This window comes from Luteimonas sp. TWI596 (assembly GCF_039674105.1).
Lineage (GTDB): Bacteria > Pseudomonadota > Gammaproteobacteria > Xanthomonadales > Xanthomonadaceae > Luteimonas.
Genome location: NZ_JBDJMU010000036.1, coordinates 1 through 16,509, shown reverse-complemented (window position 1 = coordinate 16,509; position 16,509 = coordinate 1). Strand labels below are relative to the sequence as shown.

The 16,509-nt window shown below is 65.4% G+C and carries 12 protein-coding genes, 1 tRNA gene and 1 pseudogene; all 14 read left to right on the top strand.

What is annotated here, in order from left to right; all coding sequences use genetic code 11:
• Positions 1-109, top strand: a pseudogene (locus ABE487_RS16885) (elongation factor Tu); the annotation flags it as partial.
• 139 nt (positions 110-248) lie between these two features.
• A tRNA-Trp gene (locus ABE487_RS16880) sits at positions 249-324 on the top strand.
• An 87-nt stretch (positions 325-411) separates the two neighbouring features.
• Positions 412-792, top strand: coding sequence for a preprotein translocase subunit SecE (secE, locus tag ABE487_RS16875; RefSeq protein WP_346445768.1), 381 nt, complete (start codon positions 412-414; stop codon positions 790-792).
• A gap of 16 nt (positions 793-808) precedes the next feature.
• Positions 809-1,381, top strand: coding sequence for a transcription termination/antitermination protein NusG (gene nusG, locus ABE487_RS16870; protein WP_346445769.1), 573 nt, complete (start codon positions 809-811; stop codon positions 1,379-1,381).
• Between the two features lie 200 nt (positions 1,382-1,581).
• Positions 1,582-2,010, top strand: a complete 429-nt coding sequence (gene rplK, locus ABE487_RS16865; RefSeq protein ID WP_183427982.1) for a 50S ribosomal protein L11 — start codon at positions 1,582-1,584, stop codon at positions 2,008-2,010.
• Positions 2,011-2,014: 4 nt separating this feature from the next.
• On the top strand, positions 2,015-2,716 hold the full coding sequence (gene rplA / locus ABE487_RS16860) for a 50S ribosomal protein L1 (protein WP_346449631.1): 702 nt from the start codon (positions 2,015-2,017) through the stop codon (positions 2,714-2,716).
• Between the two features lie 383 nt (positions 2,717-3,099).
• Positions 3,100-3,645 carry a 50S ribosomal protein L10 gene (gene rplJ, locus ABE487_RS16855; RefSeq protein ID WP_183427980.1) on the top strand — a complete coding sequence of 182 codons (546 nt, stop codon included), beginning with the start codon at positions 3,100-3,102 and terminating at the stop codon, positions 3,643-3,645.
• Positions 3,646-3,702: 57 nt separating this feature from the next.
• The gene (gene rplL, locus ABE487_RS16850; RefSeq protein WP_047138326.1) at positions 3,703-4,077 is read left to right on the top strand and encodes a 50S ribosomal protein L7/L12; all 375 of its coding nucleotides are present in this window, start codon (positions 3,703-3,705) and stop codon (positions 4,075-4,077) included.
• Between the two features lie 231 nt (positions 4,078-4,308).
• Positions 4,309-8,484, top strand: coding sequence for a DNA-directed RNA polymerase subunit beta (gene rpoB, locus ABE487_RS16845; protein WP_346445771.1), 4,176 nt, complete (start codon positions 4,309-4,311; stop codon positions 8,482-8,484).
• A 90-nt stretch (positions 8,485-8,574) separates the two neighbouring features.
• Positions 8,575-12,852, top strand: a complete 4,278-nt coding sequence (rpoC, locus tag ABE487_RS16840; protein ID WP_346452733.1) for a DNA-directed RNA polymerase subunit beta' — start codon at positions 8,575-8,577, stop codon at positions 12,850-12,852.
• A gap of 250 nt (positions 12,853-13,102) precedes the next feature.
• On the top strand, positions 13,103-13,477 hold the full coding sequence (rpsL, locus tag ABE487_RS16835; protein WP_346445773.1) for a 30S ribosomal protein S12: 375 nt from the start codon (positions 13,103-13,105) through the stop codon (positions 13,475-13,477).
• A gap of 10 nt (positions 13,478-13,487) precedes the next feature.
• Positions 13,488-13,955, top strand: coding sequence for a 30S ribosomal protein S7 (rpsG, locus tag ABE487_RS16830; protein ID WP_183427975.1), 468 nt, complete (start codon positions 13,488-13,490; stop codon positions 13,953-13,955).
• A gap of 183 nt (positions 13,956-14,138) precedes the next feature.
• Positions 14,139-16,232 (top strand): elongation factor G, encoded by a 2,094-nt coding sequence (gene fusA / locus ABE487_RS16825; RefSeq protein WP_346445774.1) that lies wholly within the window; start codon positions 14,139-14,141, stop codon positions 16,230-16,232.
• A 121-nt stretch (positions 16,233-16,353) separates the two neighbouring features.
• Positions 16,354-16,509: GTP-binding protein (locus ABE487_RS16820; protein WP_258027091.1), on the top strand; the 156-nt coding region annotated here is incomplete at its 3' end.

Here is a 16,509-nt window from a genome sequence, read left to right as displayed (position 1 = left end):
GGTGGTCACGCTGATCAACCCGGTGGCGATGGACGAAGGCCTGCGCTTCGCGATCCGCGAAGGCGGCCGGACCGTCGGCGCCGGTGTCGTGGCCAAGATCATCAAGTAAGCTGACGGCCCGCGCGCTCCATGCGCGCGGCGCCGGATCGCCTTCGCCTCGGCGGGGGTGACGATTCAAAGGCGGGCCGGCAACCCGGTCCGCCTTCGTCGTCTAAGGCGTATCCTGGGCGGCGCGTTTCAACAGCCACACGCCAGTAGCTCAATTGGCAGAGCAGCGGTCTCCAAAACCGCAGGTTGGGGGTTCGAGTCCCTCCTGGCGTGCCATTTTTGCGGAGTCTTTTCCGCACGGGCCCTGGCGCAACGCGGCCTGGCCTGCCAAACGAGCAGTCGCAACCGATGAGTCGCCGGGACTTGAACAGCAGAGTGGACCATTCGAAAGGCGCATCCTCCGCGGATTTCGCCAAGTACGCCGCGGCCGCGCTGCTGGTCGTGGCCGGCGTGTTCGCCTTCTACTGGTTCCAGGCGCAAATGGCCACGCCGGTGCGCAGCATCATCGTCGGCCTGTGTGTCGTCGGCGCCGCCGCGGTCTTCCTGACCACCGGCAAGGGCCACCAGACCCGCGAGTTCTTCTCCGAAACCCGTTTCGAGATGCGCAAGGTGGTCTGGCCGACGCGCCAGGAGGCGATGCGGCTGACCTGGATCGTCATCGTCGCGGTGATCATCATCAGCCTGGTGCTGGCCGGTTTCGATCGGGTCATCCAGTGGCTCATCCAGCTCATCCTGCGGCAGTGACGGAGTAACGAACCTGATGGAAACCGAAGGCGTCAAGCGCTGGTACGTCGTGCATGCCTATTCCGGCTTCGAGAAGTCGGTGGCGCAGGCGCTGCGCGATCGCATCGCGCGAACCGAGATGCAGGACCGTTTCGGCGATGTCCTGGTGCCGACCGAGGAAGTGATCGAAATGCGCTCCGGCCAGAAACGCCGTTCCGAGCGCAAGTTCTTCCCCGGCTATGTTCTTGTGCAGATCCTGACCTCGGACGAGGGTGGTATCCCGCGCATGGACAACGAGAGCTGGCACCTGGTCAAGGAGACCCCGAAGGTGATGGGTTTCATCGGCGGCACCGCCGATCGCCCGCTGCCCATTCGGGACGAGGAAGCTGCTGCGATCCTCGATCGCGTCCAGGAAGGCGTCGAGAAGCCGCGTCCGAAGGTGCTGTTCGAGGCTGGCCAGATGGTCCGCGTCATCGACGGCCCGTTCAACGACTTCAACGGCGTCGTCGAGGAAGTCAACTACGAGAAGAGCCGGCTGCGCGTCGCGGTGCTGATCTTCGGCCGCTCGACCCCTGTCGAGCTGGAGTTCGGGCAGGTCGAGAAGGCCTGAGCCGTGCCGCGTCGCCCGTTTTACGGGCACGCAAATCCCTGCTATAGTGCACGGCTCACTGTCCGGTCGAGCCGGGCAAGCGCACGGGCCGCCGCATGGGCGGCCTTTGTCGCGGATGGACAACGTGAAGCCGGGACACGTGATTTTCCCGGCCCGATGGGGAGCCTGAGCACCAGGCGTTCGCACCCGGAGAGCACACAATGGCAAAGAAAGTCGTCGGTTACATCAAGCTGCAGGTGAAGGCCGGTCAGGCCAACCCCTCGCCGCCGGTCGGTCCCGCGCTGGGCCAGCGCGGCCTGAACATCATGGAGTTCTGCAAGGCGTTCAACGCAGCGACCTCCAAGCTCGAGCCGGGTCTGCCGACCCCGGTCATCATCACCGCGTACTCCGACCGTACGTTCACCTTCATCACCAAGAGCACGCCGGCCACGGTGCTGCTGAAGAAGGCGGCGGGCGTGAGCTCGGGCTCCAAGCGTCCCAACACCGAGAAGGTCGGCAAGGTCACGCGCGCCCAGCTCGAGGACATCGCCAAGGCGAAGGAGCCGGATCTGACCGCAGCGGATCTGGATGCAGCAGTGCGCACCATCGCGGGTTCGGCCCGTTCGATGGGCCTGACGGTGGAGGGCTGAGACGATGGCACAGACCAAGCGACAGAAGCGGCTGCAGGCCGCGGTGCAGCCGGGCAAGAGCTACGGCATCGATGACGCGCTGAAGATCGTCAAGGACAACAGCAACGCCAAGTTCGCCGAGGCCGTGGACGTCGCCGTCCGCCTGGGCGTCGATGCGCGCAAGTCCGACCAGCAGGTCCGCGGCTCGACCGTGCTGCCCGCCGGTACCGGCAAGAGCGTCCGCGTCGCGGTGTTCGCCCCGGCCGGCGCCAAGGCCGACGAGGCGCTGGCCGCCGGTGCCGACGCAGTCGGCATGGACGACCTGGCCGAGAAGATGCAGGCCGGCGACATCAACTACGACGTCGTGATCGCCACGCCGGACGCGATGCGCGTGGTCGGCAAGCTCGGCACGCTGCTCGGCCCGCGCGGCCTGATGCCCAACCCGAAGGTCGGCACGGTCTCGCCGAACCCGGGCGAGGCGGTCAAGAACGCCAAGGGCGGTCAGGTCCGCTACCGCACCGACAAGGCCGGCATCATCCATTGCACGATCGGCAAGGCCGACTTCGACGCCGACAAGCTCAAGGAAAACCTGCAGGCCCTGCTGGCCGACCTGGTCAAGGCCAAGCCGGCCACCGCCAAGGGCCAGTACCTGCAGAAGATCTCGCTCAGCTCGACGATGGGCCCGGGTGTGATCGTCGACCAGTCCACGCTGACCATCGCGCGCTGATCGATTCGTGATATCGCGCGTCGTCCCGCCCGCGGGGCGACGCCACTTTTGAGGGCATCGCAACGGACCTGTGGTCCAACGCGGCGCCGTCAAAGACCGCAGGCGCGGTCTGGATCGACGTGGCGACGGGCATTGGATGCACCGATTGGCAGGGAATCGCCGCCACTGCGTATCGAGAGCGCTTAATCCCGAGGTGTCCGCACCGAAGGGCCTGCGTAGATGGTGATGCCCTTTCTGGAGTTTTCTGGTCAGACACGCGTCCAGCCAGGCAGGAAAGGCCACCACCGGGGTGCTTCGCGCATCCCCGGCCTCCCAGGGACGGGGGCCGCTCAGGACCGCAAGCGGCAGGAGCCGTGAGCGGAGTTCACAACGAGGAGTGATGAATGGCTCTCAATCTGTCCCAGAAGCAGGAAGTTGTCGCCGAGCTGGCACAGGTCGCCGCGAACGCCCACTCCCTGATCGCCGTCGAGTATCTGGGCACCTCGGTCAGTCAGCTGACCGCGATGCGCAAGAAGGCTCGTGAGACCGGTGTGTACTTGCGTGTTGTCAAGAACACCCTGGCCGCGCGTGCCGTCGAAGGTACCGAGTACGAATGCGCCAAGGACTCGCTGTCCGGCCCGCTGCTGTACGCGTTCTCGACCGAGGAGCCCGGTGCTGCCGGTCGCCTGATCAAGGAATTCGCCAAGACCAACGACAAGCTGCTGCCCAAGCTGGTCGTCGTGGAAGGCCAGCTGTATCCGGCCAGCCATGTCGACGTGCTGGCGTCGCTGCCGACGCTCGAGCAGGCCCTGTCCATGCTGGCCCGCGTGCTTTCCGAGCCCGCCGCGATGTTCGCCCGCGCCGTCAAGGCCGTCGGCGACAAGCAGGGCGGTGGCGAGGACGCGCCGGCCGAAGCTGCTGCCGAAAGCGCGACCGAAGCGACGGCGTAAGCCCGACCTGCTGGTCCAACGAACCCAATCCCAGAAAACTTTTCAAAGGTAATCACAATGTCCCTTACCACTGAGCAGATCGTCGACGCCATCGCCGAGAAGTCCCTGATGGAAGTGATGGAGCTGGTCAAGGCCATCGAAGAGAAGTTCGGCGTCTCCGCTGCCGCCCCGGTCGCCGCTGCCGCCGCTGCTGCCGGCCCGGCCGCCGCTGCCGAAGAGCAGACCGAGTTCACCGTCATCCTGAAGGCTGCCGGCGAGAAGAAGGTCGAGTCGATCAAGGTCGTCCGCGCCATCACCGGCCTGGGCCTGAAGGAAGCCAAGGACCTGGTCGAAGGCGCGCCGAAGGAGATCAAGGAAGGCGCGACCAAGGAAGAAGCCGAGAAGATCAAGAAGGATCTCGAAGCCGCTGGCGCGACCGTCGAGATCAAGTAAGCGGCACCATGGCATCGCAGCACATGCTGACGATGCACCGGGGCCGGGGGCGAAAGCTCCCGGCCCTTGGTCGTTCCGGAAACCGGGCGGCCTGAACAGACAACGACGCAGTTGTCAGTGGGTAGTAGCGGGAGAAGGCGTGCTGGTGCCGGCAATACCAGCGACTACCCAGTGGCAGCTCATGTTCCCGGATCGCCAGGCGGTCCACCGATCCATCGAGGCGTACTCCCCATGACGACGTCCCAGCTCCAGTCGAACTACTCGTTCACCGAGAAGAAGCGCATCCGCAAGAATTTCGGCAAGCGCCGCTCGATCCTCGAGGTGCCGTTCCTGCTGGCCATCCAGGTCGACTCCTATCGCGAGTTCCTGCAGGCCGACCGCGACCCCGCCAAGCGCGAGGACCGCGGCCTGCACGCCGCACTCAAATCCGTGTTCCCGATCGTCAGCTACAACGGCTACGCCGCGCTGGAGTACGTCGGCTACAAGCTCGGCGAGCCGGTGTTCGACGAACGTGAATGCCGCAACCGTGGCCTGAGCTACGGCGCCCCGCTGCGCGTGACCGTGCGCCTGGTGATCTACGACCGCGAGTCGTCGAGCAAGGCCATCAAGTACGTGAAGGAGCAGGAGGTCTACATGGGCGAGATTCCGCTCATGACCGACAACGGCACCTTCATCATCAACGGCACCGAGCGCGTCATCGTCTCGCAGCTGCACCGCTCGCCCGGCGTGTTCTTCGACCACGACCGCGGCAAGACCCACAGCTCGGGCAAGCTGCTGTACTCGGCGCGCATCATCCCCTACCGCGGCTCGTGGCTGGACTTCGAGTTCGACCCGAAGGACGCGCTGTTCACCCGTATCGACCGCCGCCGCAAGCTGCCGGTCAGCGTGCTGCTGCGCGCGCTGGGCTACTCCAACGAGGAGATGCTCAACGAGTTCTTCGAGATCAACAGCTACCACGTGCTGCCTGAGGGCGAGGGCGTACAGCTGGAACTGGTCTCCGAGCGCCTGCGCGGCGAAACGCTGAACTTCGACCTGCTCGATGGCGAGAAGGTCATCGTCGAGGCCGGCAAGCGCATCACCGCGCGTCACGTCAAGCAGCTCCAGGCGTCGGGCATCACCGCGCTGGCGGTGCCGGACGACTACCTGATCGGCCAGATCCTGTCGCATGACGTCATCGATCCGTCGACCGGCGAACTGGTCGCCACCGCCAACGACGAGATCTCGCTCGAGACGCTCGAGGCGCTGCGCAAGGCCGGTATCGAGACCATCGGCACGATCTGGGTCAACGACCTGGACCGCGGTCCGTACCTGTCCAACACCCTGCGCATCGATTCGACCAAGACTCAGCTCGACGCGCTGGTCGAGATCTACCGCATGATGCGTCCCGGCGAGCCGCCGACCAAGGATGCTGCGCAGAACCTCTTCCACAATCTGTTCTTCACCTTCGAGCGCTACGACCTGTCGGGCGTGGGCCGGATGAAGTTCAACCGCCGCCTGGGCCGCAAGGAAGTCACCGGCGCGCCGGTGCTCTACGACGCGCGCTACTTCGCCGAGCGCAAGGACGAAGATTCGGTCAAGCTGCGCGAGCAGTACGGCCAGACGTCCGACATCCTCGACGTGATCCGCGTGCTGACCGAGATCCGCAACGGTCGCGGCGTGGTCGACGACATCGACCACCTGGGCAACCGCCGCGTGCGTTCGGTCGGCGAGATGGCCGAGAACGTGTTCCGCGTGGGCCTGGTCCGCGTCGAACGCGCCGTGCGCGAGCGCCTGACGATGGCCGAGGCCGATGGCCTGACCCCGCAGGAGCTGATCAACGCCAAGCCGGTCGCGGCCGCGGTCAAGGAGTTCTTCGGCTCCTCGCAGCTGTCGCAGTTCATGGACCAGAACAACCCGCTGTCGGAAGTCACGCACAAGCGTCGCGTCTCGGCCCTGGGCCCGGGCGGTCTGACCCGCGAGCGCGCCGGCTTCGAAGTGCGCGACGTGCACCCGACCCATTACGGTCGCGTGTGCACCATCGAAACGCCGGAAGGCCCGAACATCGGCCTGATCAATTCGCTGGCGACCTTCGCGCGCACCAACAAGTACGGCTTCCTCGAGACCCCGTACCGCAAGGTGGTCGACAGCCGCGTCACCGACGAGATCGAGTACCTGTCGGCGATCGAGGAGAACGACTACGTCATCGCGCAGGCCAACGCCGTGCAGGACGAGAAGGGCGTGATGACCCAGCAGTTCGTCGACTGCCGCTTCCAGGGCGAGTCGCTGCTCAAGCCGCCGGCCGAGATCCACTACATGGACGTCTCGCCGATGCAGACCGTGTCGGTCGCGGCCGCGCTGGTGCCGTTCCTCGAGCACGACGACGCCAACCGCGCACTGATGGGCGCCAACATGCAGCGCCAGGCGGTGCCGACGCTGCGTGCGCAAAAGCCGCTGGTCGGAACCGGCATCGAGCGCGCCGTGGCGCGCGACTCGGGCGTGACCGTGAACGCCCGCCGTGGCGGCGTGATCGAGCAGATCGACGCCGGCCGCGTCGTGGTCAAGGTCAATGAGGAGGAGATCTCCGGCGAGCACGATGCCGGCGTCGACATCTACAACCTGATCAAGTACACGCGTTCCAACCAGAACACCTGCATCAACCAGCGTCCGCTGGTGAACGTGGGTGACGTGGTCGCGCGCGGCGACGTGCTGGCAGACGGTCCCTCGACCGACATCGGCGAGCTGGCCCTGGGCCAGAACATGCTGGTCGCGTTCATGCCGTGGAACGGTTACAACTTCGAAGACTCGATCCTGCTGTCGGAACGCGTCGTCAAGGAAGACCGCTACACGACGATCCACATCGAAGAGCTGACCGCGGTCGCCCGCGACACCAAGCTGGGACCGGAGGAAATCTCCGCCGACATCCCGAACGTGTCGGAGAACGCGCTCAACCGTCTCGACGAGTCGGGCGTGGTGTACATCGGTGCCGAAGTGCGCGCCGGCGACATCCTGGTCGGCAAGGTCACGCCTAAGGGCGAGAGCCAGCTGACCCCGGAAGAGAAGCTGCTGCGCGCGATCTTCGGCGAGAAGGCCTCCGACGTGAAGGACAGCTCGCTGCGCGTGCCCCCGGGCATGGACGGCACGGTCATCGACGTGCAGGTCTTCACCCGCGACGGCATCGAGAAGGACAAGCGCGCCAAGCAGATCGAGGAATCGGAGATCAAGCGCGTCAAGAAGGACTTCGACGACCAGTTCCGCATTCTCGAGTCGGCGATCTACGCGCGTCTGCGCTCGCAGATCCAGGGCAAGGTCGCCAACGGCGGTCCGGGCCTGAAGAAGGGCGACACGGTCTCCTCGCTGGTGCTCGACGGCCTGAAGAAGTCCGACTGGTTCCAGATCCGCATGAAGGACGAGGACGCGGCCGACGCGATCGAGCGTGCGCAAAAGCAGATCGACGCGCACCAGAAGGAGTTCGAGCGCCGGTTCGCCGACAAGCGCGGCAAGATCACCCAGGGCGACGACCTTGCCCCGGGCGTGCTGAAGATGGTCAAGGTGTACCTGGCCGTGAAGCGCCGCATCCAGCCGGGCGACAAGATGGCCGGCCGTCACGGCAACAAGGGTGTCGTGTCGACCATCGTGCCGGTGCAGGACATGCCTTACATGGCCAACGGCAACACCGTCGACATCGTGCTCAACCCGCTGGGCGTGCCGTCGCGTATGAACATCGGCCAGATTCTCGAAGTGCACCTGGGCCTGGCGGCCAAGGGGCTGGGCGAGAAGATCCAGCGGATGCTCGATGCGCAGGCCAAGGTCAACGAGCTGCGTGCGTTCCTCGATCAGATCTACAACCACGACAAGTCGGTGGCCGCGCAGCGGGTCGACCTGTCGCAGTTCAGCGACGAGGAACTGCTGACGCTGGCTGGCAACCTGACCGACGGCGTGCCGATGGCGACCCCGGTGTTCGACGGCGCCGCCGAGTCGGAGATCAAGGCGATGCTGGAGCTGGCGGACCTGCCGACCAGCGGCCAGACCCGTCTGTTCGACGGCCGCACCGGCGAAGCGTTCGAGCGCGAGGTGACCGTGGGCTACATGCACATGCTCAAGCTCAACCACCTGGTCGACGACAAGATGCACGCCCGTTCGACCGGCCCGTACTCGCTCGTCACCCAGCAGCCGCTGGGCGGCAAGGCGCAGTTCGGCGGCCAGCGTTTCGGCGAGATGGAAGTCTGGGCGCTGGAAGCCTACGGCGCGGCCTACACCCTGCAGGAAATGCTGACGGTGAAGTCCGACGACGTGCAGGGCCGCAACCAGATGTACAAGAACATCGTCGACGGCGAGCACGAGATGGTCGCCGGCATGCCCGAGTCGTTCAACGTGCTGGTCAAGGAAATCCGCTCGCTGGCGATCAACATGGAGCTGGAGGAGCACTGAGGCAGGACGTCCGCCGCGCGGCGCATGTGAGCGCGCCGCGCGCGACATCGATCCATCCCGCCCCAGGTTCCCCATTCCCGGAGTAAAGACATGAAAGACCTGCTCAACCTCTTCAACCAGCAGCGCCAGATCCCGGACTTCGACGCGATCAAGATCGCGCTGGCCTCGCCGGACCTGATCCGTTCGTGGTCGTTCGGCGAAGTGAAGAAGCCCGAGACGATCAACTACCGTACGTTCAAGCCCGAGCGTGACGGCCTGTTCTGCGCGGCGATCTTCGGTCCGATCAAGGACTACGAGTGCCTGTGCGGCAAGTACAAGCGCATGAAGCACCGCGGCGTGGTGTGCGAGAAGTGCGGCACCGAGGTCACGCTGGCCAAGGTGCGCCGCGAGCGCATGGGCCACATCGACCTGGCCTCGCCGGTCGCCCACATCTGGTTCCTCAAGTCGCTGCCCTCGCGCATCGGCCTGATGCTGGACATGACCCTGCGCGACATCGAGCGCATCCTGTACTTCGAAGCGTTCGTCGTCACCGAGCCGGGCCTGACCCCGCTCGAGCGCGGCCAGCTGCTCAACGAAGAGCAGTTCCTGCAGATGCGCCAGGAGCACGGCGACGACTTCGACGCCGCGATGGGCGCCGAGGCGGTGTTCGACCTGCTGCGTACGATCGACCTGCAGGCCGAGATGGCCCGCCTTAAGGAAGAGATCGCTGCGACCGGCTCGGAGACCAAGCTCAAGCGTCTGACCAAGCGCATCAAGCTGGTCGAGGCGTTCATCGATTCGGGCAACCGGCCCGAGTGGATGATCATGACCGTGCTGCCGGTGCTGCCGCCCGACCTGCGTCCGCTGGTGCCGCTGGACGGTGGCCGCTTCGCGACCTCGGATCTCAACGACCTGTACCGCCGCGTCATCAACCGCAACAACCGTCTGCGTCGTCTGCTCGAACTCAATGCGCCCGACATCATCGTGCGCAACGAGAAGCGCATGCTGCAGGAGTCGGTCGACGCGCTGATGGACAACGGCCGTCGCGGCCGTGCGATCACCGGCACCAACAAGCGCCCGCTCAAGTCGCTGGCCGACATGATCAAGGGCAAGCAGGGCCGGTTCCGCCAGAACCTGCTGGGCAAGCGCGTCGACTACTCGGGCCGTTCGGTCATCGTGGTTGGCCCGACGCTGCGCCTGCACGAGTGCGGCCTGCCGAAGAAGATGGCGCTCGAGCTGTTCAAGCCCTTCATCTTCGCCAAGCTGCAGCGCCGTGGCCTGGCCACGACGATCAAGGCCGCCAAGAAGCTGGTCGAGCGCGAAGAGGCGGAAGTCTGGGACATCCTCGAGGAGGTCATCCGCGAGCACCCGGTCATGCTCAACCGTGCGCCGACGCTGCACCGTCTGGGCATCCAGGCGTTCGAGCCGGTGCTCATCGAGGGCAAGGCGATCCAGCTGCACCCGCTGGTGTGTACCGCGTTCAACGCCGACTTCGACGGCGACCAGATGGCCGTGCACGTTCCGCTGAGCCTCGAGGCGCAGCTTGAAGCGCGTGCGCTGATGATGGCGTCCAACAACATCCTCTCGCCGGCCAACGGCGAGCCGATCATCGTGCCGTCGCAGGACGTCGTGCTCGGCCTGTACTACATGACCCGTGCGCTGGAGAACATCCCGGGCGAGGGCATGGTGTTCGCCAACATCGCCGAAGTGCGTCGCGCGTTCGACAACAAGGCCGCCGGCCTGCACGCCAAGATCCGTGTCCGCATCAGCCAGACCGTGATCGGCGAGGACGGTTCGCGCGAGAAGGTGACCTCGATCGTCGAGACGACCGTGGGTCGTGCGCTGCTGCTCGAAATCATGCCCGACGGCCTCCCGTTCGAGCTGGCCAACGTCGAGCTCAACAAGAAGAACATCAGCCGGCTGATCAACGCCTGCTACCGTCGCCTGGGCCTCAAGGACACGGTCGTGTTCGCCGACAAGCTGATGTACACCGGCTTCGGCAACGCGACCCGTGCCGGCGTGTCGATCGGCATCAACGACATGACGATCCCCAACGAGAAGAAGGGCATCCTGGCCGAGGCCGAGACCGAGGTGCTGGAGATCCAGCAGCAGTACCAGTCGGGTCTGGTCACCGCGGGCGAGCGCTACAACAAGGTCGTCGACATCTGGTCGCGCACCAACGAGCGCATCGCCAAGGCGATGATGGACGCGATCGGCACCGACCACGTGACCAACGCCAAGGGCGAGACGGTCGCGCAGAAGTCGATGAACTCGCTCTACATCATGGCCGACTCCGGTGCGCGTGGTAGCCAGGCGCAGATCCGTCAGCTGGCCGGTATGCGCGGCCTGATGGCCAAGCCGGACGGTTCGATCATCGAGACGCCGATCATCGCGAACTTCCGCGAAGGCCTGAACGTGCAGGAGTACTTCAACTCCACGCACGGTGCCCGTAAGGGCCTTGCCGACACCGCGCTCAAGACCGCGAACTCCGGTTACCTGACCCGTCGCCTGGTCGACGTGGCCCAGGACGTGGTGATCACGGAGGTCGATTGCGGCACGCTCGACGGCCTGACCATGACCCCGATCGTCGAAGGCGGCGACGTGGTCGAGCCGCTGCGCGACCGCGTGCTGGGTCGTGTCGTGGCCGAAGATGTGTTCCTGCCGGGCAACGACGAGGATCCGATCGTCACGCGCAACACGCTGCTCGACGAGCAGTGGGTCGTGCGGCTGGAAGAGGCCGGCGTGCAGTCGATCAAGGTCCGCTCCACGATCACCTGCGAAAGCGCGTTCGGCGTGTGCTCGAGCTGCTACGGCCGCGATCTGGGCCGCGGCCACCTGGTCAACCAGGGCGAGGCCGTGGGCGTGGTCGCCGCGCAGTCGATCGGCGAGCCCGGCACCCAGCTGACGATGCGGACGTTCCACATCGGTGGTGCGGCGTCGCGTGCGGCCGCCATCGACAACGTGACGGTCAAGACCACCGGCTCGATCAAGTTCAACAACCTCAAGTTCGTGACCCACGAGAGCGGCAACCTGGTCGCGGTCTCGCGCTCGGGCGAGCTGTCGGTGCTCGACGGTCACGGCCGCGAGCGCGAGCGCTACAAGCTGCCTTACGGCGCGATGATCACTGTCCGTGATGGCGATGCCATCAAGGCCGGTCAGACCGTCGCCAACTGGGATCCGCACAACCACCCGATCGTGTCCGAAGTGGCGGGTTTCATCCGCTTCGTGGACTTCGTCGAGGGCGTCACCGTCATCGAGAAGACCGACGAACTGACCGGTCTGGCGTCGCGCGAGATCACCGATCCCAAGCGCCGCGGTTCGCAGGGCAAGGACCTGCGTCCGATCGTGCGGATCGTCGACAAGGCCGGCAACGACCTCAACATCCCGGGCACCGACCTGCCGGCGCAGTACCTGCTGCCGCCGCGTTCGATCGTCAACCTGCAGGACGGCGATGCCGTCGGCGTGGGCGACGTGGTGACCAAGGTGCCGCAGGAAGCGTCCAAGACCCGCGACATCACCGGTGGTCTGCCGCGCGTGGCCGACCTGTTCGAGGCCCGCAAGCCCAAGGACCCGGCGATCCTGGCCGAGAAGTCGGGCATCGTCAGCTTCGGCAAGGACACCAAGGGCAAGCAGCGCCTGATCATCAAGGGCGCCGACGGCGAGGACCACGAGGAGCTGATTCCCAAGTACCGCCAGATCATCGTGTTCGAAGGCGAGCACGTCGAGAAGGGCGAGACCGTGGTGGACGGCGAGCCGAGTCCGCAGGACATCCTGCGCCTGAAGGGCGTCGAGGAACTGGCGTCGTACCTGACCAAGGAAATCCAGGACGTCTACCGGCTCCAGGGCGTGAAGATCAACGACAAGCACATCGAGGTGATCGTTCGCCAGATGCTGCGCAAGGTCGAGATCACCGATGCCGGCGACAGCCGCTTCCTCCACGGTGAGCAGGCCGAGCGCCAGCGCGTCATCGAGGACAACGCCAAGCTGATCGCACGCAACGAGCTGCCGGCCAAGTTCGATCCGGTCCTGCTGGGCATCACCAAGGCGTCGCTGGCGACCGAGTCGTTCATCTCGGCCGCGTCGTTCCAGGAGACCACCCGCGTGCTCACCGAGGCGGCCGTGCGCGGGACGCGCGACAGCCTGCGCGGCCTCAAGGAGAACGTGATCGTCGGCCGTCTGATCCCGGCCGGTACCGGCCTGGCGTACCACACCCAGCGCCGCCGGGCGGCGTCGGGCCTGACCGAGTCCGAGATGGACACGCTGTCGGGCGGTTCGGTGGCCGAGGACGTGGTCGAAACGGCGGCGCCGGTGGCGCTGTCGCCCGATCAGGTCATGCTCGAGGACGCCCCGGTGTCGCAGGTGGCTGACAGCGACGAGAACGCGGGCTAAGATAGCCCACCTTTGGCGGCCCTTCGGGGCCGCCCAGACTCCGAAATGAGGCGCAGGATGCGGCTCGTATTCGGTCCAGGACGGACGGGACGCGTTGTAGGCCGGGTCGACCCTGTGGGCGGCCGGCGGCAGTAGAGCTTGCGTTGACGCGTTGCGTCAGCGCGGGCTATACTTTTTCGTCTGGCAGGCGGCACGTTCCGTCTGCCTTCGTTTTCACCGGGCCCAGGCCCGATCCACAGACCAGAGACTGATGGCAACGATCAACCAGCTGGTGCGGAAGTCGCGCAGCCCCGAAACCTACAAGAGCAATTCGCCCGCGCTGGCGAACTGCCCGCAGCGCCGTGGCGTCTGCACCCGCGTCTACACCACGACCCCGAAGAAGCCGAACTCGGCGCTGCGCAAGGTCGCCAAGGTCCGCCTGACCAATGGCTACGAGGTCATCTCGTACATCGGCGGCGAAGGCCACAACCTGCAGGAGCACTCGGTGGTGCTGATCCGCGGCGGTCGCGTCAAGGATCTGCCGGGTGTGCGTTACCACACCGTTCGCGGTTCGCTCGACGCTGCCGGCGTCGCGAAGCGCAAGCAGGCACGTTCGAAGTACGGCGCAAAGCGTCCGAAGGGCTGAGGATTAGAGAATGTCGCGTAAAGGAAACACCCCGCAGCGCTCGGTGCTGCCCGACCCGAAGCACGGCAGCGAGACGATCGCCCGCTTCATCAACATGGTCATGAAGAGCGGCAAGAAGTCGGTCGCCGAGAAGATCGTCTACGGTGCGATGGACGTCATCGGTGAGAAGAACCCCGAAGCGCTCGAGCTGGTCGAGAAGGCGCTGGGCAACGTCTCGCCGGCCGTCGAGGTCAAGTCCCGCCGCGTCGGCGGCGCGACCTACCAGGTGCCGGTCGAAGTGCGCGCGTCGCGCCGCATGGCGCTGGCGATGCGCTGGCTGATCGAGTCGGCGCGCAAGCGTGGCGAGAACAGCATGCCGCGCAAGCTTGCCGCCGAGCTGATCGACGCCTCCGAGAACCGGGGCGGTGCGATCAAGAAGCGCGAAGAGACCCACCGCATGGCCGACGCCAACAAGGCGTTCGCGCACTACCGCTGGTAAGCGGATCCGCGGGCTCCGGTTGAACCCGGGGCCCGCCGGCACCCTGCAAGGTGCCTCCAGGCGGTCATTGACCGCACGCAGGACCGACAAGCCGCCGCAAGGCGGCATTCGTCCATTCAAGCGATTTCATCGCGAAGGTGCCCGGGCTCTGTCGGGTCCTTCCACCCAAACGAGAATACTGACGTGGCTCGCACGACTCCCATCGAACGCTACCGCAACTTCGGCATCATGGCTCACATCGATGCCGGCAAGACGACCACCTCCGAGCGCATCCTGTTCTACACAGGCAAGAGCCACAAGATCGGCGAGGTGCATGACGGCGCCGCGACCATGGACTGGATGGAGCAGGAGCAGGAGCGCGGCATCACGATCCAGTCCGCGGCCACCACTGCGTTCTGGAAGGGCATGGACAAGTCTTTCCCCGAGCACCGCTTCAACATCATCGACACCCCCGGGCATGTCGACTTCACGATCGAAGTCGAGCGCTCCTTGCGCGTGCTCGACGGCGCGGTGTTCGTGCTGTGCGCGGTCGGCGGCGTGCAGCCGCAGTCGGAGACGGTGTGGCGCCAGGCCAACAAGTACCACGTGCCGCGCATCGCGTTCGTCAACAAGATGGACCGGACCGGCGCCAACTTCCTCAAGGTCCGCGACCAGCTGAAGTCGCGCCTGGGTGCGGTGCCGGTGCCGATGCAGGTGCCGATCGGTGCCGAGGACGGCTTCGAGGGCGTGGTCGACCTGCTGAAGATGAAGGCGATCCACTGGGACACCGCGTCCCAGGGTCTGAGCTTCGAGTACCGCGACATCCCGGCCGAGCTGCAAGCCCAGGCCGAAGAGGCGCGTGCCTTCATGATCGAGTCGGCCGCCGAGGCCAGCGAAGAGCTGATGGACAAGTACCTCGAGAGCGGTGAGCTGTCCGAGGACGAGGTCGTCAACGGCCTGCGCGAGCGCACGCTCAAGACCGAGATCGTGCCGATGTTCTGCGGCACGGCGTTCAAGAACAAGGGCGTCCAGGCGATGCTCGACGGCGTCATCAAGCTGCTGCCGTCGCCGGTCGACGTGCCGGCGGTCAAGGGCGTGGATGTCGACGACGAGACCAAGGAACTGTCGCGCGAGTCGAGCGACAAGGCTCCGTTCTCGGCGCTGGCGTTCAAGATCATGACCGACCCGTTCGTGGGCTCGCTGACGTTCTTCCGCGTCTACTCCGGTGCATTGAACGCGGGCGACCAGGTCCTGAACTCGGTCAAGGGCAAGAAGGAGCGCATCGGCCGTCTGTTGCAGATGCACTCCAACAATCGCGAAGAGATCAAGGAAGTGCTGGCCGGCGATATCGCCGCGGCGGTGGGTCTGAAGGACGTCACCACCGGCGACACGCTGTGCGCGCAGGATGCGCCGATCGTGCTCGAGCGCATGAGCTTCCCCGAGCCGGTGATCTCGATGGCCGTCGAGCCCAAGACCAAGTCCGACCAGGAGAAGATGGGCCTGGCGCTCGGTCGCCTGGCGCAGGAGGATCCGTCCTTCCGCGTGCGCACCGACGAAGAGTCGGGCCAGACCATCATCTCGGGCATGGGCGAGCTGCACCTGGACATCATCGTCGACCGCATGAAGCGCGAGTTCAACGTCGAGGCCAACGTCGGCAAGCCGCAGGTGGCCTACCGCGAGACGATCCGCAAGTCGGTGAAGTCCGAAGGCAAGTTCGTGCGTCAGTCGGGCGGTAAGGGTCAGTTCGGTCACGTGTGGCTGGAGATCTCGCCGCAGGAACCGGGTACCGGTTACGAGTTCGAGAACGCCATCGTCGGCGGCGTCGTGCCCAAGGAGTACATCCCGGCGGTCGACAAGGGCATCCAGGAAGTGCTGGCCAACGGCATCATGGCCGGTTACCCGATCGTGGACGTCAAGGTCCGGCTGGTCGACGGCTCCTACCATGAAGTCGACTCGTCGGAAATGGCGTTCAAGATCGCCGGCTCGATGGGCTTCAAGGAAGGCTTCAACAAGGCCAGTCCGGTGCTGCTCGAGCCGATCATGAAGGTCGAGGTCGTCAGCCCCGAGGATTATCTGGGCGACGTGATGGGCGACGTCAGCCGCCGTCGCGGCATCCTGCAGGGCCAGGACGACAGCCCGTCGGGCAAGATCATCAACGCGATGATCCCGCTGGGCGAGATGTTCGGTTACGCCACGCAGCTGCGCTCGATGTCGCAGGGCCGCGCGACCTTCACGATGGAGTTCGACCACTACGCGGAAGCGCCGGCGAACATTGCCGAGACCGTCACCAAGAAGTAAGCCGTGCTTCGCAATCCGGGATTCGTGATGACCAGCCAATCGGCTGTTAAGCATCGAAAAAACACGGATCCCGCTTGTCGCGAATCACCAACCACGCATTACGAATTACGGAGTTATTACGATGGCAAAGGGTAAGTTCGAGCGCACCAAGCCCCACGTGAACGTGGGCACGATTGGTCACGTCGACCACGGCAAGACGACGCTGACGGCGGCGCTGACGAAGATCGGCGCCGAGCGTTTCGGCGGCGAGTTCAAGGATTACTCCTCGATCGATGCG

What these genes read in the sequence shown, in the direction of transcription:
- rpoB (WP_346445771.1), top strand. Translation starts at nt 4,309, where the DNA reads ATGACGACGTCCCAGCTCCAGTCGAACTACTCGTTCACCGAGAAGAAG.
- rplK (WP_183427982.1), top strand. Translation starts at nt 1,582, where the DNA reads ATGGCAAAGAAAGTCGTCGGTTACATCAAGCTGCAGGTGAAGGCCGGT.
- rplA (WP_346449631.1), top strand. Translation starts at nt 2,015, where the DNA reads ATGGCACAGACCAAGCGACAGAAGCGGCTGCAGGCCGCGGTGCAGCCG.
- rpoC (WP_346452733.1), top strand. Translation starts at nt 8,575, where the DNA reads ATGAAAGACCTGCTCAACCTCTTCAACCAGCAGCGCCAGATCCCGGAC.
- rpsL (WP_346445773.1), top strand. Translation starts at nt 13,103, where the DNA reads ATGGCAACGATCAACCAGCTGGTGCGGAAGTCGCGCAGCCCCGAAACC.
- rplJ (WP_183427980.1), top strand. Translation starts at nt 3,100, where the DNA reads ATGGCTCTCAATCTGTCCCAGAAGCAGGAAGTTGTCGCCGAGCTGGCA.
- rplL (WP_047138326.1), top strand. Translation starts at nt 3,703, where the DNA reads ATGTCCCTTACCACTGAGCAGATCGTCGACGCCATCGCCGAGAAGTCC.
- nusG (WP_346445769.1), top strand. Translation starts at nt 809, where the DNA reads ATGGAAACCGAAGGCGTCAAGCGCTGGTACGTCGTGCATGCCTATTCC.
- rpsG (WP_183427975.1), top strand. Translation starts at nt 13,488, where the DNA reads ATGTCGCGTAAAGGAAACACCCCGCAGCGCTCGGTGCTGCCCGACCCG.